We start from the raw sequence: 16,220 nt of genomic DNA on the forward strand, positions 1-16,220 counted from the left end.
CTCACTCCCTCACTTTAGGTATCCCAAAGGATAACGTTTTAAATTCTTCTCCGGTTGCCGTCAACTGCCACATCAATTCTGTTTCATATTGGTCGCTCTTTTTAGCCCAATTAGTGCCTTCAGTCGTTTGTAATTGAATTGATAACTTAGACTGATCATTGGCTAAGTTGTTTTTTTCTAATGATTTAAGAGTATTATCTGAGAAACTAAACCCATTTTCCCTTTGGATACTACTTATTTTTTTACCTGATTTTCCTAACAATTCTAACTGCTCTAAAGAAATCAATTGTTTGTCTTTTGTAAACCGTTTAGCTGAAACATCTAACTGCCAACCATCTTTGGCATAACGTTGATCTTTCACCGATAAAATAACTTCATTATCAGCTGAATATCTTTGATTAAAAAGGGAAGTAATCGTCGGCTGATACGTTAACTCCCCCTCAACTGCCAGCCCGATTTGACCATCTGTAACTGTGATTTTAAAAGGTTGTTCAGTTGCCTCTACATTTCCCTTAGTTAACAATGCTTTTATTGGATACGTACCGGGTTGATAACTGACTTTATCTAACTCTTGTAAGTTAATTTCATCCGTAACATCTTCAATTTCTTGGGTCTCTAGATTAAGATAGTTCCCTCGCAACCCCTTTTCTCTTAGCATATTTTTAAGAGTATCAGCTGTGATTCGTTCTCTTTGTGCTATTAGAGCAGGTTGCTTGGGTGCATCTTTCACTAACTCTTTAGCTGTTAGCGTAGTATCTTGAACCTCTAGCCATAAAGTAGAATCTAAAACAATCATGACCTTTTTATTTAGATCCACATAATTACCAGCATCGTCTGTTAAAGTCAACTGGCTCTGTTTTTTGATAAAATTACCAGTCTCATCAATTGGTGATGTATTAGCTACTGCTTCTTTCATAGCCTCACTGCTTGTATAAGTAACCTTAACTTCTTGATTTTGATCATTACTGTCTTGTTTATTTAGAATAAAAATATTAGGATCTTCAGGCAATTTATTTTTAATGACATATATTGGATCTCTTAAATCTCCTGTCGGTGGTGTGGCATCTTCAACAATTTGTGACTTTTCAATCAACACTTTGCCAGATTTATCAACCAATTGGTAATTTATCTTTTTAGACGCTATCAATTGGTTATCTTCCAGTTCAATCTTAAAGATGTCATTTTTTTTCAACTTATCAGTTTCTAACGTAACTGGTTTATTTTGTTTAGTTACCAGTCCACCTTCATTACTGGAAATTCTTAAGGTAGTGCCTGTCAAATCAAAATTATCTGCTGTTTTCAACTCCCCACTCACATGATAGAGGGGTTCTTTAGTTGAACTTTCATTTTGATTTAATTCTCTTTGAAGATCATTGATTTTATCTAGCTTTAAGTCTACTTTTACTGGATTGATGGTATATTCTACACTACTTTTTTTTAACCCATCATTCGTTTGTTTCGTCATATCTGGATAGTTTTGTTCCCTAATCGTAAAGTTATCTCTAACAAGTTTTGGTTCTTGTAAGGTATACTTTTTATCAACAATAATCGGTACGCGAACAACCATACTTTGATAATATTCAGCCTCTCCATCCTCTGGTCCAAGGGGACCTAAATGATCAAATTCTAAACCATTTTCAGACATTTTCACTTGATAATTTCCTGACTGATTCCCTTGAGGCGCAAGCAGCTCACCACCGCCATATTTATCGTATTTTTGATACCTGACTTCAATCTTTTTCAATGACTCATCCGTAACCTGTGCGAGATCATTTAATGAGGCATTAAGATGCATTTGTTTAGTCACTTGCTTCCCTTCACCATAAGCAATTTTATATTCATAAAATAATTCATCTCCTGACTGCACACTATCACTTGTGTTATCAACAGACTCTTCTTGATTATTGATTACTTTTTTGACATCTTGCTTATTGGAAGTATTTCCTAAATCAGGTAATTCTTCAAAAACAACCGCTTGAGTTGTTGAATCACCTCCTGTTGCTCCAGTAAATCCCCAATACATCATTGAATTATTTTCTGCGCTTGAAAGATCTAACAACTCACTCTTTAAAGAAACTGTTTGAGATTGTCCATCGTATATATAGGTTAATTTTTGGGTCTCTACTTTATAATCGATTTCAAAATCATGCCACTTCCCATCAGATTGGTGCCGACTTGGTGCAAATTTAATCAAGCCATCATGAGTTAAGGTATGTCCACTATTGTTAGCATAATAATTTTGTTCTGCTGGATAATAACTAGCTATATGAAAATTTTTGTTTGGAATTCCCTTATCTAACCCACTACCATTGACATGACTATCAAATTCTATCGCAAAGGCATTTTGTACTGCCATTTCCCATGGTTTATCGTTCTTATTATTTGCTCTGCCCATCACACCTAACGATCCACCAGCATTCCCCATCACAATTGCGTCACCATTCTCATCATAACTGCCTTGATCTTTTCCCGGATTATGAAGGGTAAATGTCATACCATCAGCTGCCTTAGTCCCTTTGTTGCCAAAATACATCTTAGCCCGTATCTTAAAATCTTTTTTTATATTTAATTTATAGGTCTTCTTAGACCAGATAACCCCAATTTGCTCACCTGCATCTGGCGTAATCACAACAATATCCGTATTAGTCGCTTTATTTGTCATCACACTTGCTTTATTTTCTATCCCATCATGCTTTGATTTTGGCATATTGAATAAGTCCGTGGTCCTTAATCCTGGTGGCGCAGTGGCTACTATATCTTCAATGGTCTCTTTTTTTGCTTCATAGGTTTCAACATCACTTAATCTAGACGTTTCTTGGGAGTTGTCAGTAGCGTCGTCAGAACTTTCTTGACTATTTTTTTCTTCAACACTAGATACCTCAGTCTCAGCCTCAATCTCGTCACTTATTTGTTCCAGAGTCTCCTCTGATTCTTTAGTGTTCTCTTCTGACTCTTCTTCTGAAACTATTTGAGGCTCTTCAGAGTTAGATTTAGATTCCTTAGAATCTTCTATTACGTCTACTTCTGTTGGTAGCTCTTGAGATTTTGCATCTAAATCTTGAATCGTTTCCTTTAAATCTTCAGATTCCATTACCGCTGTATCTTTTTGAGTATCAACTTTAGTCTCTGGATCTATTTCTTCTTCAGAGCTCACTGTCGTTTCCTCAGTCTCATTTTTTACATCATCGTCAGAAAAATTACTCTGTAGGTCTTTTTTTAGTAACTCGATTGCTTCAGGCTGTGTCTTGGAAACTGAGTGAATGATACTTAAAAATTCTTTTTCCACTTGTCCCTTTGAACTAGCCGGGTTGTCTAAAGCCTTTTGAAATAAAGTTTGAAATTTTTCTAGTCTGATTAACTCATCATCTTTTGCATCTTTTTTTAATTTTTCAATAAACTTATCAACAGGCTCACTCTGCTCCCAAAATTTTTCTTGAGTTGTACTCAGTTCTTTTTGAAAACTTAAACTTTCTCTTGTCACAACTTCAGGCGAATATGCCATTACCTGAACTGGAATATTACTTACTAATATTAACGAAAACAAGGCACTTAATGCTGTTCTTTTCATCAAAAACCACCCCTTTCTATTCTTAAATAGTCTGCCTACACCCCACTAAAATCCAATTAAACGTTCCTTATATAATCTAAGATTTGATATATTCTGATTTTATCTTCAATACATATCTTGATTCAAAAACATGAAGGACATTAACATTATAGGGATTATTCTTTAATGTATTCTTCACTTGTTTTTCGGAATAGTCTATTGGAAAAAGATAATAAGAAATTCCTTCCGCGCCTGACTGTGTTAGATATATTACATCAAATAAAATACCATCATCAAAATATCTCTCTACATTCATATTTAACCTACCTTTCATGAACATTGAATAAAAAATCAGTGTGTCACTCAATCAAATGATGGCTCCACGTTTTAAGTAAGCCTTATCACGACTATTTTTTGGACGATGACGCCTCTAACCACTAGCCCTATTCTGGAAAGAGGATTTTGTTTTATTTGTCTTCAATCACTTGTCTCTCTTACACTTCCCATAATAAATTATCACAAATTGTTATAGCGAGCAACATTTTTGTACAATAAATACCCCTTAACAAACAGTAATTAGACTAAAAATAACACTTAGATTATAATAGTACTTGATCATTATGATTCATATATAACTATTATTAATATTAAAAATAAGTATCAGATAAAAACAGATGTTATTAATTATTTGATATAATCGTTATTTAATACACCTAAATGAGTAAATGATTTTCAGCTTACCGTGCCTCAACCACTCAGACATAAAATAAACAGATTCCTTAAGAATAAGTTCTTATTAACTTATAAATAACTAATTAATTACAATGCTGACGCTTACAACATTTTATTAAAGTTAGTTTTTTTAAAGTGATTTTAAACTAGTCTTGTAGGATAGTGCCTAGGTATTTTTTTTACGCACAAAATAGATGTGTTATTAAATAAAAGATTGCTATTTTTTTTATTTATAATAAAAAAACATAAAAAATAATAATTTTTCGAAAATAAAAAAACATGTATTTTTTATTACACTATAATGGTATTTGTAACGAAAATGACAATATCTACTTATGATTTTGATTGAATCCAAAAATGTCTCAACCAATGCCCTATCATCCATTTATTACATTGATATTCCTAACATAGGTAAACTAAAAAAGGTTAAAAACAACTAACATGTTTTTAACCTTTTTTCGTAACTGAACTTTTGCATCTATCAGTTGGAACTTACAACGTCTGATGCCATATTTTACTATACTCTTGGGCTGTTTTTGATACCAACTCATAATTACCCTCTGAAACACCTTGAAATAAATTACCACCAATGCCTACCATAAGCGCTCCAGCTTGTTTCCATTCTAATAAGTTAGCCAAATTAATACCACCAGTTGGCATAATAGCGACCTGAGGTAACGGTGCTTGAACCGTCTTAATAAAATTTGAGTGAAAATGATTGGCTGGAAATAGTTTTACCACCTCTGACCCAGCTTGCATGGCTTGTTTTATTTCATTAATTGTCATACAACCTGGTAGATAAGGAACTTGATATAAGTGACAAAGATCGGCAGTCCCTTGATCAAAACATGGACTCACGATAAACTCGGCCCCAGCTGCAATAGCTGTACTCGCCATCTGGGGATCTAAAATAGTCCCAGCACCAATGATAACCCGTGGATCATCCTGACAATCTGCTTTCAACGTTGCAATAACCTGCTCTGCTTGTGGAACTGAAAAAGTAATCTCAATGGCTTGAATGCCACCTGTGATGACTGCTTTGGTAGCTTGCAGCGCTTGTTCACTTGTATTTGTTCTGACAACTGCTAGCGGTGTTTTTATAGTTGTCTCAACCTATGTGGAGAGTTTCCAAGTTAAGCTGCTAACTTGAAAACCTTCCCTATTATTTTTTATAACTCTTCCCCATTACTTTCAATAACTTTCTTATACCAGTCGAAGCTATCTTTTTTATATCGGTCACCAGTTCCTTCACCTAAGTCGTTATAGTCGACATAGACAAAGCCATAGCGTTTACTCATCTCAGCTGTTCCTGAGCTGACTAGGTCAATTGGTCCCCACGGTAGATAGCCTAGTAGCTCAACGCCGTCTTTGACTGCTTCTTTCATTGCCTTGATGTGTTCTCTTAAGTAATCGATACGATAATCATCGTGTACGGTTTCATTTTCGAAGACATCTTGGTAACCGAAGCCGTTTTCTGTAACCATTAGTGGTTTTTGGTATCTATCCCAATATTGACTCATGCTGTTGTAGAAGCCTAGGGGGTCAATCGTCCAGCCCCAGTCATTGGCTTTTAAATAGGGATTATCGGTTATATCAGCCGCATCCATACTATTTATACTGGCATCTACGGTACGTGAGTAATAATACGAAAAGGCTAGGTAATCAGAGGGATTATCTTGTAATAAACGCTCATCCTCTTCAGTTATCTCGAAATGGATGTTATTTTCACTAAACCAACGTAACATGGGTCTTGGATAGCTTCCACGAAGAGCCACGTCTGAGAAGAAATATTGCATTCTATTACGTGTCATGGCAAAGCTCACATTTTCTGGCTTACACGTATGTGGATAGAAAGTACAGTCTGCTAGCATAATGCCGATTTGAGGGTTTTCTGGCATCTCTTTGGCGATTTCTTTTAGCTTAGCATTAATTAAAAACTGATTATGAATCGCACGGTACTGGTCTTCCTCAAAGTTTTCACTTTGATCTAAAACAAGTCCTAATGATTTGAACCCACAATATTGGATTAAGTTGATTTGATTGAATGGAATCCAGTAATGCACACGGTCTGCATAGCGTTCTAATAACACCTTACCGTAGCGAACCATCATCTCGATAACCGCTTTATTTTTAAATCCGCCGTATTTGGTTACGATATTTAACGGAATATCATAGTGTAGCATTGTCACGATAGGTTCCATACCATTATTGACAATCTCGTCAATGACTTGATCATAAAAAGCTAGCCCTGCTTCGTTTGGCTCTAGCTCGTCACCTTGTGGGAAGATACGAGGCCACGCAATGGATAAGCGGAATGACTTAAAGCCCATCTCTTTCATTAGCGCGATGTCTTCTTTATAGCGGTGATAGAAATCATTTCCCTGACGCTTTGGGAAGTAAGACGTTGTGTCATTCATTGCGGCTTGTAAACTCTCTGCGGTGTGCTCGTCCTCTACGGTTAATTTACGGTCAACGTCTACATGGTAACAGTGAATATCTGACGTTGATAATGAACGGCCATCTATATCGTATGCCCCTTCAATTTGGCAAGCTGCGGTAGCCCCTCCCCATAAGAAATTTTTCGGAAACCCTTTTTTTAAGTCGTACATTATTTAATCCCCTTTCAGTCTAATACGGTGACAACAGGTGACAGAAAACTTACGATTGGTGCGACATTTTTTCAAATAACTCAACAAAAATTGCCATCAATTTAACTTCACTGGCAATCGTCATCAGTGTATCTTGAGCGTGGGCAAATAACAGACTGTGTGCGTGTTTCTCACCACTCATCTCCCCTTGAATTATATTAGTTTGTGAGTGATGAGCGATAACAATCTCATCGTGAGCTTCTTTTAAGGATACTCTGGCTTGGTCAAAGTGACCATTACGAGCAAATTCAATGGCTTCGTAGCCTTTCACTCGCCCATCTCCGGCATGGATAATAATAGTCATAGCAACTTCAATTAATTCTTCTTCACTTTTCATTAGGCTACTCCTTCTGTTAAGGCGACTTCTTCAGCGAGAACTTGCTTTTCATACACTCTAAAAAATGGTAGACAGATTAACCAATAGAGGATAAATAAGACGATATAGAAAATAACAGCCCGCCAATCTTCGGTAATCATGACACTTGAAAATGGAGCAGGGATTTGACCAACTTGAATCATTTTACTGGGAATATTTAACAACCCCCAGCGCATGCCGAACCAAATTATGAGTAGTCCTACAATAGTATTAACCCAGGTGGGTACCATCAATAATGGGTTCATTACGACTGGTCCACTGAACATGATCGGTTCGTTAATATTAAAGATAGAGGGGCCAATACAAATCTTGCCAATTGTTCGCAGTTTAACTGATTTAGAGCGCATCATCAAAATGTTTAAGACTAAGGTTGAACCCATGCCTCCCATGGTGATCAGTGCGGCAGTAAAGACTGTTTCACTGGTGACAATATTAGTTGCGGCATGTCCTGCTTGAACCGCTGCAATATTGGCATTGATACCTGCCATGTAAATCGGTGTTGAGACTGGCCCAAATAACCAACTGGAAATGCCGAGTGTATAAAGGAAGGTGGGAATAAAACATAATAGGATAAAGCCTGGTAACGTCTGTCCAAAATTTTGTAAGGGGGAAAAGAGTTTAATGATTAAATCAAAGATGTCCATGTTGAAACGGAAAATGAGGATAGCAGAGAAGCCGATTGAAATCGCAATGGGAATGATGTTGTGAATCCACTCCACTAAAAAATCAGGAATGTCAGACTCTTTGAGGAAATTGAGGTTGCCATAGTGATGAAAAATAAGTGCGACGAAGAGGCCGGCAATCATCCCGACCAAAATGCCAGTGGGGCCTAAACGCTCGAACTGAACGGTCATGATACCATCGGTGACGTCTGGGTTGCAATACATGAGAAAAACAGAAACGGACACGAGACTGGCAGAAACGGTGTAACCTGGGTGTTTTAACTTCTCCATAGCTTGATTAGTTACCATGAAGGCAGTAATCAACCCAATCATGCCGAAGGTGTAATCGGCAAGCTTGCCAAAATCAGGGAGAAAATCTAAATAAGAGCGAAATACGTTATAAAAAAAGACCATCGAACCTGTTAGGATAAAAGGAATTAATTTTTGCATGGAACTGGAAACAGCGGAAATCCAAGGTCGTTTGGTTAGCTCTTGCATAGCTGGTGCAAAGGAACCTTCTAGCCAAGTCATAAATAGTTTCATTATTCAGTCCCCGTCTTTTCCAACTCGTCTAGGGCAAATTTTAGGACACCTGCTCCGTCTAATAAACCGTACATTTCTTTGGGAATGACTAGAACTGGTAGATGATACGGTGCGGCCATCTCAGACATCTCATCACGTAAGTTAGCATAGTGTGGCCCTAATAATAAAATATCAATGCTATCAAAATACTGAGGAACCTCACTTTCTCCACGGGCTTCTATGATAACATCTAACCCTTGTTTCTTAGCAGATTTACGAGCTTTTTGCGCAAGTAACCCACTGGACATCCCGGCTCCACAACAGAGCATTACTTTTTTTGTCATCTTCTCTCGACTCCTTTTTATTAATTAGAGAGACAGTCAGTTGATTTTATTCCGAGCAATTGGCGGTTAAGTAACTTTTCAATAAAAGTAAGAAATAAATCGCCGTTAGAACTAAAAATACGCCTCAAACCGTTTACATTTTATCCAGTTGGTGTTAGCATTAACTATGGCAAGCTTGATTGGGTCAGTGTTTTGTGTTGTGACCTGAGCAAGTCCTCGCGACTGGTAATCGTGAGGTGCCATTTTTTTATGCGATTTATTTCTTATGGGGTAATTGTAGTGCTAAGTGATACGAAAAGTCAAGGAAAAAAATCCTTTAATTTAAATATAAAAGTGACTACTCACAAATATTTTTATTAATTATTAAATTCAATATAATTTACAAAACTATAACTAAAAGTGCATCTGATAACAGATTACTTCCTCTTTTCTGAATTATTTTGGTACTAATTTAACCTGAAACTTTATTACATTAATGATTAAAATTTAAGAAATTAACTTTTTGATAAATCAGTTAATTTCTTTCCCATATAGTCTAATCTGCTCATTTGTTTCATCTTCTTCGACTAACGTTACAAAAGACCAACCATACTTTTCATATAACCCTTCATGATCCGTAATCAAATAAACCTTACTAATGCCTTGAGAACTCAGGTATATTTCAATCTCATTAAATAACTTCTCTGAAACCCTTTGACCTCGATGAGTTTCCTCAACATATAGGAATATAGGACACAGATATTTGGTGTTAAATCTGGTCTATTGTGAAAATCATTTTCAATCACACTTGCTCCGGCGATGATTTTATCACCCTCAACAGCTAGAAACCAATTTGGAATGACACCTTCTTCCGTGATACTTTCTAAATAAATCGCTTCATCAATTTCCCGCTTACTAGACAACCACTTAGCCGCTTCTTTTTGTAGTGAGTGATGATTTGCTAAATTAACTATCTCAACTGACAACATATTTCTCCTTTATGTTTATGTAATGAGATTCTTCAAATTAGTTATACCTATTAATGACTTAATAGTAAAAAATGAGTACAACTATTTTCCAATGGCATTTTCTCACACTTTCAAGCCAAAATAAAAAGACTATAAACGCTGTATTATCAGCATTTATAGTCTTTTTTTTATTACCCTACTGACCCTTTCATTAATCATTTGGACAATCAGTAGTATTATATTTGTATCAAACTCAATGAAAACAATGAATCTTCACTTTTAATGAATCAATAAGAATCATTCAGTTTCACTCAAATGGCATTCAGTTTTTGAGGAGCTATTTCAGAAATTAATATTTAGTAATTTATCTAATCAGCAATAAAAACATATAACTGATTTAAATCATAATTTTAACCTCAGCCCGCTATTTCTACACCTAACATGTCCGCTGAAACTTCAATATGGGCAGAAGATGTTTCACAGACATAACTATCCTCTGGGTTAGCTCCCAAAAGTCAGCAATAATATCACTAAAATCTATCTTATTTAATTTAGTAGAATTAAAATTAACCCTAATTAATTTAGATGGTTCAAACTATGCTTTAACTGGTTTATATTCTAAAAAGAAAGCAGCAGTTAATCGTAAATCTGTTCCTCAAAATCACAACAGACAAAATAATATTGCTTTACTTAGTAAACTGAAGCAACCATTATTATAACGACTTGGGAAAATAATAGGCAATATGTTAGATATGAAACAACGAGCAAGTGATAAAACTAAACTACTAAAAGAGCAAACAAAGGCTTTATCGACACAAGCGAAATATGCAGTTTATAAAAAGAAAGTCAATTTAAAAAAAGGTTTTTAAAACTTTTCTGATACAACTAAAAATACACCACAAACAAATCAATCCGAGCGACTGAAAAAAATAACACCAGCATAGACAAACAATTGCACAAAAAAGATTGGAAATGGAACAAACAAAAACAAATCGTAAAACTAGTTCACCTAAAACCCAAAATAAAACAAATTCAAAAACTTCAGATCCTCAACGCCCGCTTACAAAAGGTACTATCAAGCCTTATCCAAAATCTGAAAAAATGAATGTGTCAGCTACACCAATCATCCGTGAAAATAAACCAGTTAAAAATAAGAATACTCACCCTAAACAATCACAAGAAAATCAACCGCCAAGGAACACGACACAGAAAAGAAATCAACAAAACAAACGAGGTTCTAAAAAATGAAACTCTTAAAACTAAAGTTTATTCTACTACTTGATAGTTTATTTATGATCCTATTTGGATTAATTTTCTGCATTACCCTTTTTTTCTCTCAGATGATGACAGTAGTGCTCAAGACTCTTCTGATACAAGTGGGTTATCTGTTTCAAAAGAAGTTCTTTCTCAAAAGAAAAATCAGGTGGAGCTAAGGTTAGCTATCCCAATCCAATTGCCATCTCTATTATTAATGGTGGATCGCGATACAACTATGGAAATCAATTTTATGTAAAATTAGTTTCTCAATATCTAACAGTGACTGAATTTGATAATAAAAATGTCCAAGCAATCATGGATGAAGCTTTAAAGTATCAGGGCTGTCCTTATGTCTTTGGAGGGCGAGTCCTGAGACAATTTTTGACTGTAGTCGGTTAATGGAAAAGCAGGTATAAACCTTCCTAGAATCGCTCAAGCACAGTATGAAGCTACACAACACATTCCATTAACTAAAGCAAAAGCTGGAGACTTAGTTTTTTTCCACTCAACTTACGATACATCAGACTATGTTACACATGTTGATATCGTCGTATCTTCAACTCAAATATATCACGCAAGAGACCCAATTGGTTATGGTGATCTTACCTCATCCTATTGGCAACAGCACTTGTTTGGTGCAGGAAGAATCATTACTAAATAAGAGAAAGGAATCACATTCATGAAAATAAAACTAGAAAGAAAAGATAAAAGAAAAAAACTACTCACTCAGTCTATACTCTTACTATCCATGTGGACGATAAAGAAAATATGGTTATTATAAAAAATCCAACGATTAGTAGCATCCCTACTAAATCAAAGTACAAGCCCAAAGTTAGTGATAGTGATGACACTGTGGATGCCAAAACTACAGAGGAAATTGATTCATTCTTAAAAAGATTTTTTAAACTCTATCCCAAAACAAATGAAAAAAAACTATCCTACTACGTTACTAATCGAGCTTTAAAACCTATTAATAAAGAGTATCAATTTTTGGAATTAACTTCTTCTAATTATTCGATAAAGAATAACCAAATCATTACACAAATATCAGTAAAATATCTTGATCCATTAACTAAGACTATTCAAATTTCTGAATTTAATCTAGTGTTACAAAAGTTTAAAAATTGGATTATTGTGAAATAACTAAATAAATTAAATATGAGGGTTGCTAATTTTCACTAGCAACCCTCATATTTTAACTATTGTCTTTTTGGAGAAAGGCATATCTTGTTGCAACTTACTTGAACGATATCTACACCTGCTATCAAAAGAAAATTACAGAACCTATCAAATTTCTCGTAAAATTTTTTCAATGGTAGAGACTAATTCCCTTTCATCTGTACTATCTTTCAAAATTGGTAAATAGGCTCGAAGAAAAGAATAATCTTCAATGTTCTTTTCTATTTCTTCAAAGATTTCTTTCGTAGCCTCTCCGGTTGATCCAATTGGGATAATTATTTTTTCTTGCTCTTTTGCAATTTTAAATTCTTCAAACAATCCTTCTGATAGTTCTTTTTTCTCATTATCAGCTTTTCTATTACCAAATAAAAATATCGCTACACCAACATCATTTATCATTTCAGTACGATACTTCTGCTTAATACTCTCCGTTTCGGCTTCAAATCGTCTATCTTGAGGGAACGGTCTTAAAATAAGATGTTCATCTACATGTTTGTACTTTGTAGAATAAATTTCTTCTAGTGCTCCATTTATGATACTTGAACCTACCCCATACCCAAATCCAGAACAAATTTGATAGTCATTTTTCACTAAAGTCTTTGCTAATGTATGGCAAAAAGAATTTACTTTCTCTTTCGTCCAAATGTCATTATAAAAGCTAATGCTACCTGAAATAAATATTTTTCTTTTTAAATTGATAAATTCCAACTCTTTTAGAATATCTGTAATCTCATCGTAGGAGTCAATGAAAACTGTTTGAATACCATATCTTTGCAACTCGTTAACTTTTAGATTTTGCTTTATTGTGTCAATTTCAAAACGTTTTGTTAGTTCATTTACTTCTTCTCCACTTTTTCCAATGCGAGATGATTCCGTTACTTTTTTCTCTAACCAATAGCTAACTCCAACATTCTCTCCTAATATATTTCTTGTATTAGAGAGAACATTGGTTAAGTTGGGATCCTCAAAGCTAAACCCAATAAAAAGAAAAGTTTTTGAAATTAAGTCACCTTGAAGAAGTCTCGCAAATAAAGGACTTTTTTGAGTATAAACTTCATAATCCTCTTTAGTCAAAACTGCATTTGCTGCATCGTCCACATCACCATGCATTTTATATAAAATTGCATCTCTATCGTATTTATGCGTTATTAGTTGAGTTTCAGTTATCTTTACATCTACTCTTCGGTCATTGTTCTCTAGCCCTTTTTCTAATAATTTATCGTAGTTAGTTGTCCAATAAGTATAAATAGGTAAACGCGTTAAAATTTCAATGTTTATATTTGGCGCATTGTCTGCTGAAAATTTATCAACAATTTCCTGATTTATCTGTCCCCTATTTCTAAATTCATTTCTGTAGTATTGGGCAACTCTTGTTAAATCATACTCTTCATCAATATTTAAGCCTAATTCTTTTGCAAAAGGAGTTACTAGAGTTTTCCAGTCAACATAACCAGAAGATATTGACAATCCTGCCCCAGCAAAAACTGCTGCATAGCCTTCATTAATAGCCTTGCTATACTTTTCAATGAATCTTTCTCTGCTAATTGCTCCCATAGTTTTCTCCTTTTTAAATAACTATTACTTTTTCTTACTCAAAATGTAGCCATTGTTATTTTTACTTTTCTCATAAGCATTTTCAATGTACTTATTTGGATCTTTCAAAAAATCTTCTTCATTTACTAAAGAGATATATGAGCCGTTCAAAGAATCTATACTTTTGCATGTCTCACAAGAGTATACTTTGGGATCTTGATTAAATCGATTATTATTAATAATATTATAAATGAATCTTTCATTTGTTCCTATGGTCGAACACCCATCAGATTTAATATTTGTTGGTCTAAGCCATGAGTAATCTCCATTATACTTTTGTACAACACCAACTAAGCCATTCGTTCCAGAAGTTACGTCCCCGCGTTTCACTCGTTTTAAAGAATACTCAATTTCCCAATCAATCCAATCACTCTCAATTATATTAGGTGAAATAACAACGATAGTAACAGAGGTTGAATAAATCATATTTTTTAGTTGTTCTTTTATATACTCAGTAGTTCTATCTGTCATGTCAGGCGAACTAGTCGTTTCACCTGTGTAATATGTTGCGTCCTCCCCCAAAGATTCAATAATAGAATCTCGTAATTTTTTAGCCTCTGAGTATTTGTACGATATAAAAGTTTTTCTTGCCATTCTCTTCCCTCCTAAATTCACTGCTTTAATTCAAATAACTAACTTCCAGTCATCTGAGATTTTTATTTGAAGTGATGACTTGCTACAACTATTTATGAAGATATTTTCTTTCAATATTTTTTTATCAACCTTATTGTACCAACAACAATTGTTCTTAACAAGGACCAAACACAACATACAGTATTATCCTCATCCCCAAAATCGATATATTGATATAATTATCAAAAGAAGCAATTTCAACTAGAATAAAATAGCAATACTTCTAGGAATGATTCTTATTTTAAAACTTAGTAGAATTTGTAATCTCAGTATCTAATAAGCTAATAATGTTACTATTCTTCCTCAACGTTGGAAGTAATCACAATAATTATGAACAGAATTTGTGATGCTATTCCAATTAAACCTATCAATGCCATCTATTTACCTCCCTTAAAAAAAGGATAATGTTATTTATACTCTTGCCTACATAACTTATTCTGTAGGTCTACTGTATTTGCATGATGTACCTAAAGAAACCTGACATTCAGCTGCAATTTCTCTTAGGCTCATTTTGTGGCTGTTGTAGAGAAGTCGAATATCTAAAATAGTTTCATCCTTAATCCTTGATCTTCCATGAACTATTCCTTTATGTTTTGATTCAGTAATACTTTGTCTAACTTGTTTACTTTGACAAGTAGCTATTGTTTCTGCCAGTATTTCTACTATAAAATAAAAAGATACCGATGTATTTGATTCAATATATTCCAATATACTAATCAATTTAACCCCTTTTCGACTCAATACGGCCATTAATTCTCCCATCCCTTTAATCCCCTTCCCAAAAATTCCTAAATTTTGAATTATAAGGACATTGTCTTTCACTAGTACCGCGAGTAAATCTCTTAAAACTTTATCTTGATTAAGTGGAGCTTCTTCGATATGTAGGTCATCAAAATTATGTACCATAATTTCTTCTATTTGTTGACAAGCTTCATTTGGAAACTCTCTTCTTATATATGTATGCGTATGTAGTCATGTGCATTTTCTCCTAAGCACGTTTCGTCTTTCATTTAACTTCTTCTTAGTAACTGGTTATCATCGAATCTATGTAAGTATATTTTGTAGTAGATTTATGTGAAAAGCCGGTTATTCCATTTATATCCACTAAATAAATGGTGTAATACATATTAAAAATTTAGTAGACTACCCTAAAAAAGAATATTTGGCACTTAAATATTTTTGTGAAATATTCTAATAAAACTAATCAAAATTACTAAAACCTTGTTAGTAATCTGAATTGTTTAAATCAGATTAGCGACTTCTACTAAATTCATTTCATCGCTATTTACTTCCAGAATAATAACTGTGTTTGCTCCTTAAATTTTCAAACTACTCAAATTAGATACTTTAACGTATTTAGCCCTTTCAATAACCTATCAGATATTTCTCTATAGGTTTCTGTTTTCACTGTGCTTTCTTGTGCAATAGTATCCGCCAACACATCCAAATGAGAATTAAGATACGAAAAACTGGTATCCTGCATCTTTGTTTCCAAAAGTTTAGTTAACGCGTTAATTTTTGATCCTTCTAAATCCCGAAAGTTCCATTCTCTAAACTGTTCATAGTCAGAAATGTAGTGGAGCTTTTTGTTAGTATTTTCAATTAGCTTAGCCGTTTTTACAGTTCTTAAACTATCGCTTGAGTATATATTTTGCATGCTAGTTTCTTCTAAAGCTTTAGCAACAACTACATATTTTTCTCCATATTTTGTTAATGGACTATCAATAACTCCTTGTATTCTGTTTAATTTGTTCAATACCGTTTCACCATGTCGCATGAT

General features: G+C 34.2%; 14 protein-coding genes and 2 pseudogenes. 4 read left to right on the forward strand and 12 right to left on the reverse strand.

The window, feature by feature from the left end; all coding sequences use genetic code 11:
• Window position 1 precedes the first annotated feature (1 nt).
• The 8 genes from OL234_RS09050 to OL234_RS09080 form a co-directional block, all read right to left on the reverse strand.
• Complete coding sequence (locus OL234_RS09050) at window positions 2–3,568, reverse strand: lectin-like domain-containing protein (protein WP_275468905.1); 3,567 nt, start codon at window positions 3,566–3,568, stop codon at window positions 2–4.
• A 1,203-nt stretch (window positions 3,569–4,771) separates the two neighbouring features.
• Window positions 4,772–5,380 carry a bifunctional 2-keto-4-hydroxyglutarate aldolase/2-keto-3-deoxy-6-phosphogluconate aldolase gene (locus tag OL234_RS09055; protein WP_275470145.1) on the reverse strand — a complete coding sequence of 203 codons (609 nt, stop codon included), beginning with the start codon at window positions 5,378–5,380 and terminating at the stop codon, window positions 4,772–4,774.
• A gap of 68 nt (window positions 5,381–5,448) precedes the next feature.
• The gene (locus OL234_RS09060) at window positions 5,449–6,888 is read right to left on the reverse strand and encodes a glycoside hydrolase family 1 protein (RefSeq protein WP_275468906.1); all 1,440 of its coding nucleotides are present in this window, start codon (window positions 6,886–6,888) and stop codon (window positions 5,449–5,451) included.
• A 49-nt stretch (window positions 6,889–6,937) separates the two neighbouring features.
• Window positions 6,938–7,264: a PTS lactose/cellobiose transporter subunit IIA gene (locus tag OL234_RS09065; protein ID WP_275468907.1), complete on the reverse strand. Its 327-nt coding sequence runs from the start codon at window positions 7,262–7,264 to the stop codon at window positions 6,938–6,940.
• Window positions 7,264–8,508, reverse strand: coding sequence for a PTS sugar transporter subunit IIC (locus tag OL234_RS09070; RefSeq protein ID WP_275468909.1), 1,245 nt, complete (start codon window positions 8,506–8,508; stop codon window positions 7,264–7,266). The genes OL234_RS09065 and OL234_RS09070 overlap by 1 nt, the downstream gene beginning before the upstream one ends.
• Window positions 8,508–8,831 carry a PTS sugar transporter subunit IIB gene (locus tag OL234_RS09075; RefSeq protein ID WP_275468910.1) on the reverse strand — a complete coding sequence of 108 codons (324 nt, stop codon included), beginning with the start codon at window positions 8,829–8,831 and terminating at the stop codon, window positions 8,508–8,510. Before OL234_RS09075 ends, OL234_RS09070 begins: the two co-directional genes overlap by 1 nt.
• Before the next feature lie 510 nt (window positions 8,832–9,341).
• Complete coding sequence (locus tag OL234_RS11015; protein ID WP_367618564.1) at window positions 9,342–9,569, reverse strand: GNAT family N-acetyltransferase; 228 nt, start codon at window positions 9,567–9,569, stop codon at window positions 9,342–9,344.
• A complete protein-coding gene (locus OL234_RS09080; protein ID WP_275468911.1) occupies window positions 9,482–9,796 on the reverse strand; it encodes a hypothetical protein in 315 nt (104 codons plus the stop codon). Before OL234_RS09080 ends, OL234_RS11015 begins: the two co-directional genes overlap by 88 nt.
• Window positions 9,797–10,521: 725 nt before the next feature.
• Between OL234_RS09080 and OL234_RS09085 the strand changes: the two genes are divergently transcribed.
• From OL234_RS09085 to OL234_RS09100, 4 genes and pseudogenes are all read left to right on the forward strand, one after another.
• On the forward strand, window positions 10,522–10,647 hold the full coding sequence (locus tag OL234_RS09085; protein WP_275468912.1) for a hypothetical protein: 126 nt from the start codon (window positions 10,522–10,524) through the stop codon (window positions 10,645–10,647).
• 103 nt (window positions 10,648–10,750) lie between these two features.
• Window positions 10,751–11,026 (forward strand): hypothetical protein, encoded by a 276-nt coding sequence (locus OL234_RS09090; protein WP_275468913.1) that lies wholly within the window; start codon window positions 10,751–10,753, stop codon window positions 11,024–11,026.
• A 153-nt stretch (window positions 11,027–11,179) separates the two neighbouring features.
• Window positions 11,180–11,696 (forward strand): annotated as a pseudogene (locus OL234_RS09095) (C40 family peptidase); the annotation flags it as partial.
• Window positions 11,697–11,755: 59 nt separating this feature from the next.
• A pseudogene (locus tag OL234_RS09100) lies at window positions 11,756–12,178 on the forward strand (conjugal transfer protein); the annotation flags it as partial.
• 144 nt (window positions 12,179–12,322) lie between these two features.
• Here the strand turns inward: OL234_RS09100 and OL234_RS09105 are convergent.
• From OL234_RS09105 to OL234_RS09120, 4 genes are all read right to left on the reverse strand, one after another.
• Window positions 12,323–13,768: an SIR2 family protein gene (locus OL234_RS09105; protein WP_275468914.1), complete on the reverse strand. Its 1,446-nt coding sequence runs from the start codon at window positions 13,766–13,768 to the stop codon at window positions 12,323–12,325.
• Between the two features lie 24 nt (window positions 13,769–13,792).
• Window positions 13,793–14,401 carry a TIR domain-containing protein gene (locus tag OL234_RS09110; protein WP_275468915.1) on the reverse strand — a complete coding sequence of 203 codons (609 nt, stop codon included), beginning with the start codon at window positions 14,399–14,401 and terminating at the stop codon, window positions 13,793–13,795.
• A gap of 471 nt (window positions 14,402–14,872) precedes the next feature.
• Window positions 14,873–15,346 carry a hypothetical protein gene (locus tag OL234_RS09115; RefSeq protein WP_275468916.1) on the reverse strand — a complete coding sequence of 158 codons (474 nt, stop codon included), beginning with the start codon at window positions 15,344–15,346 and terminating at the stop codon, window positions 14,873–14,875.
• Window positions 15,347–15,773: 427 nt separating this feature from the next.
• The gene (locus OL234_RS09120) at window positions 15,774–16,217 is read right to left on the reverse strand and encodes a histidine phosphatase family protein (RefSeq protein WP_275468917.1); all 444 of its coding nucleotides are present in this window, start codon (window positions 16,215–16,217) and stop codon (window positions 15,774–15,776) included.
• Window positions 16,218–16,220: the final 3 nt, after the last annotated feature.

Source organism: Vagococcus intermedius, from assembly GCF_029144185.1.
Classification (GTDB): Bacteria; Bacillota; Bacilli; order Lactobacillales; family Vagococcaceae; genus Vagococcus_D; species Vagococcus_D intermedius.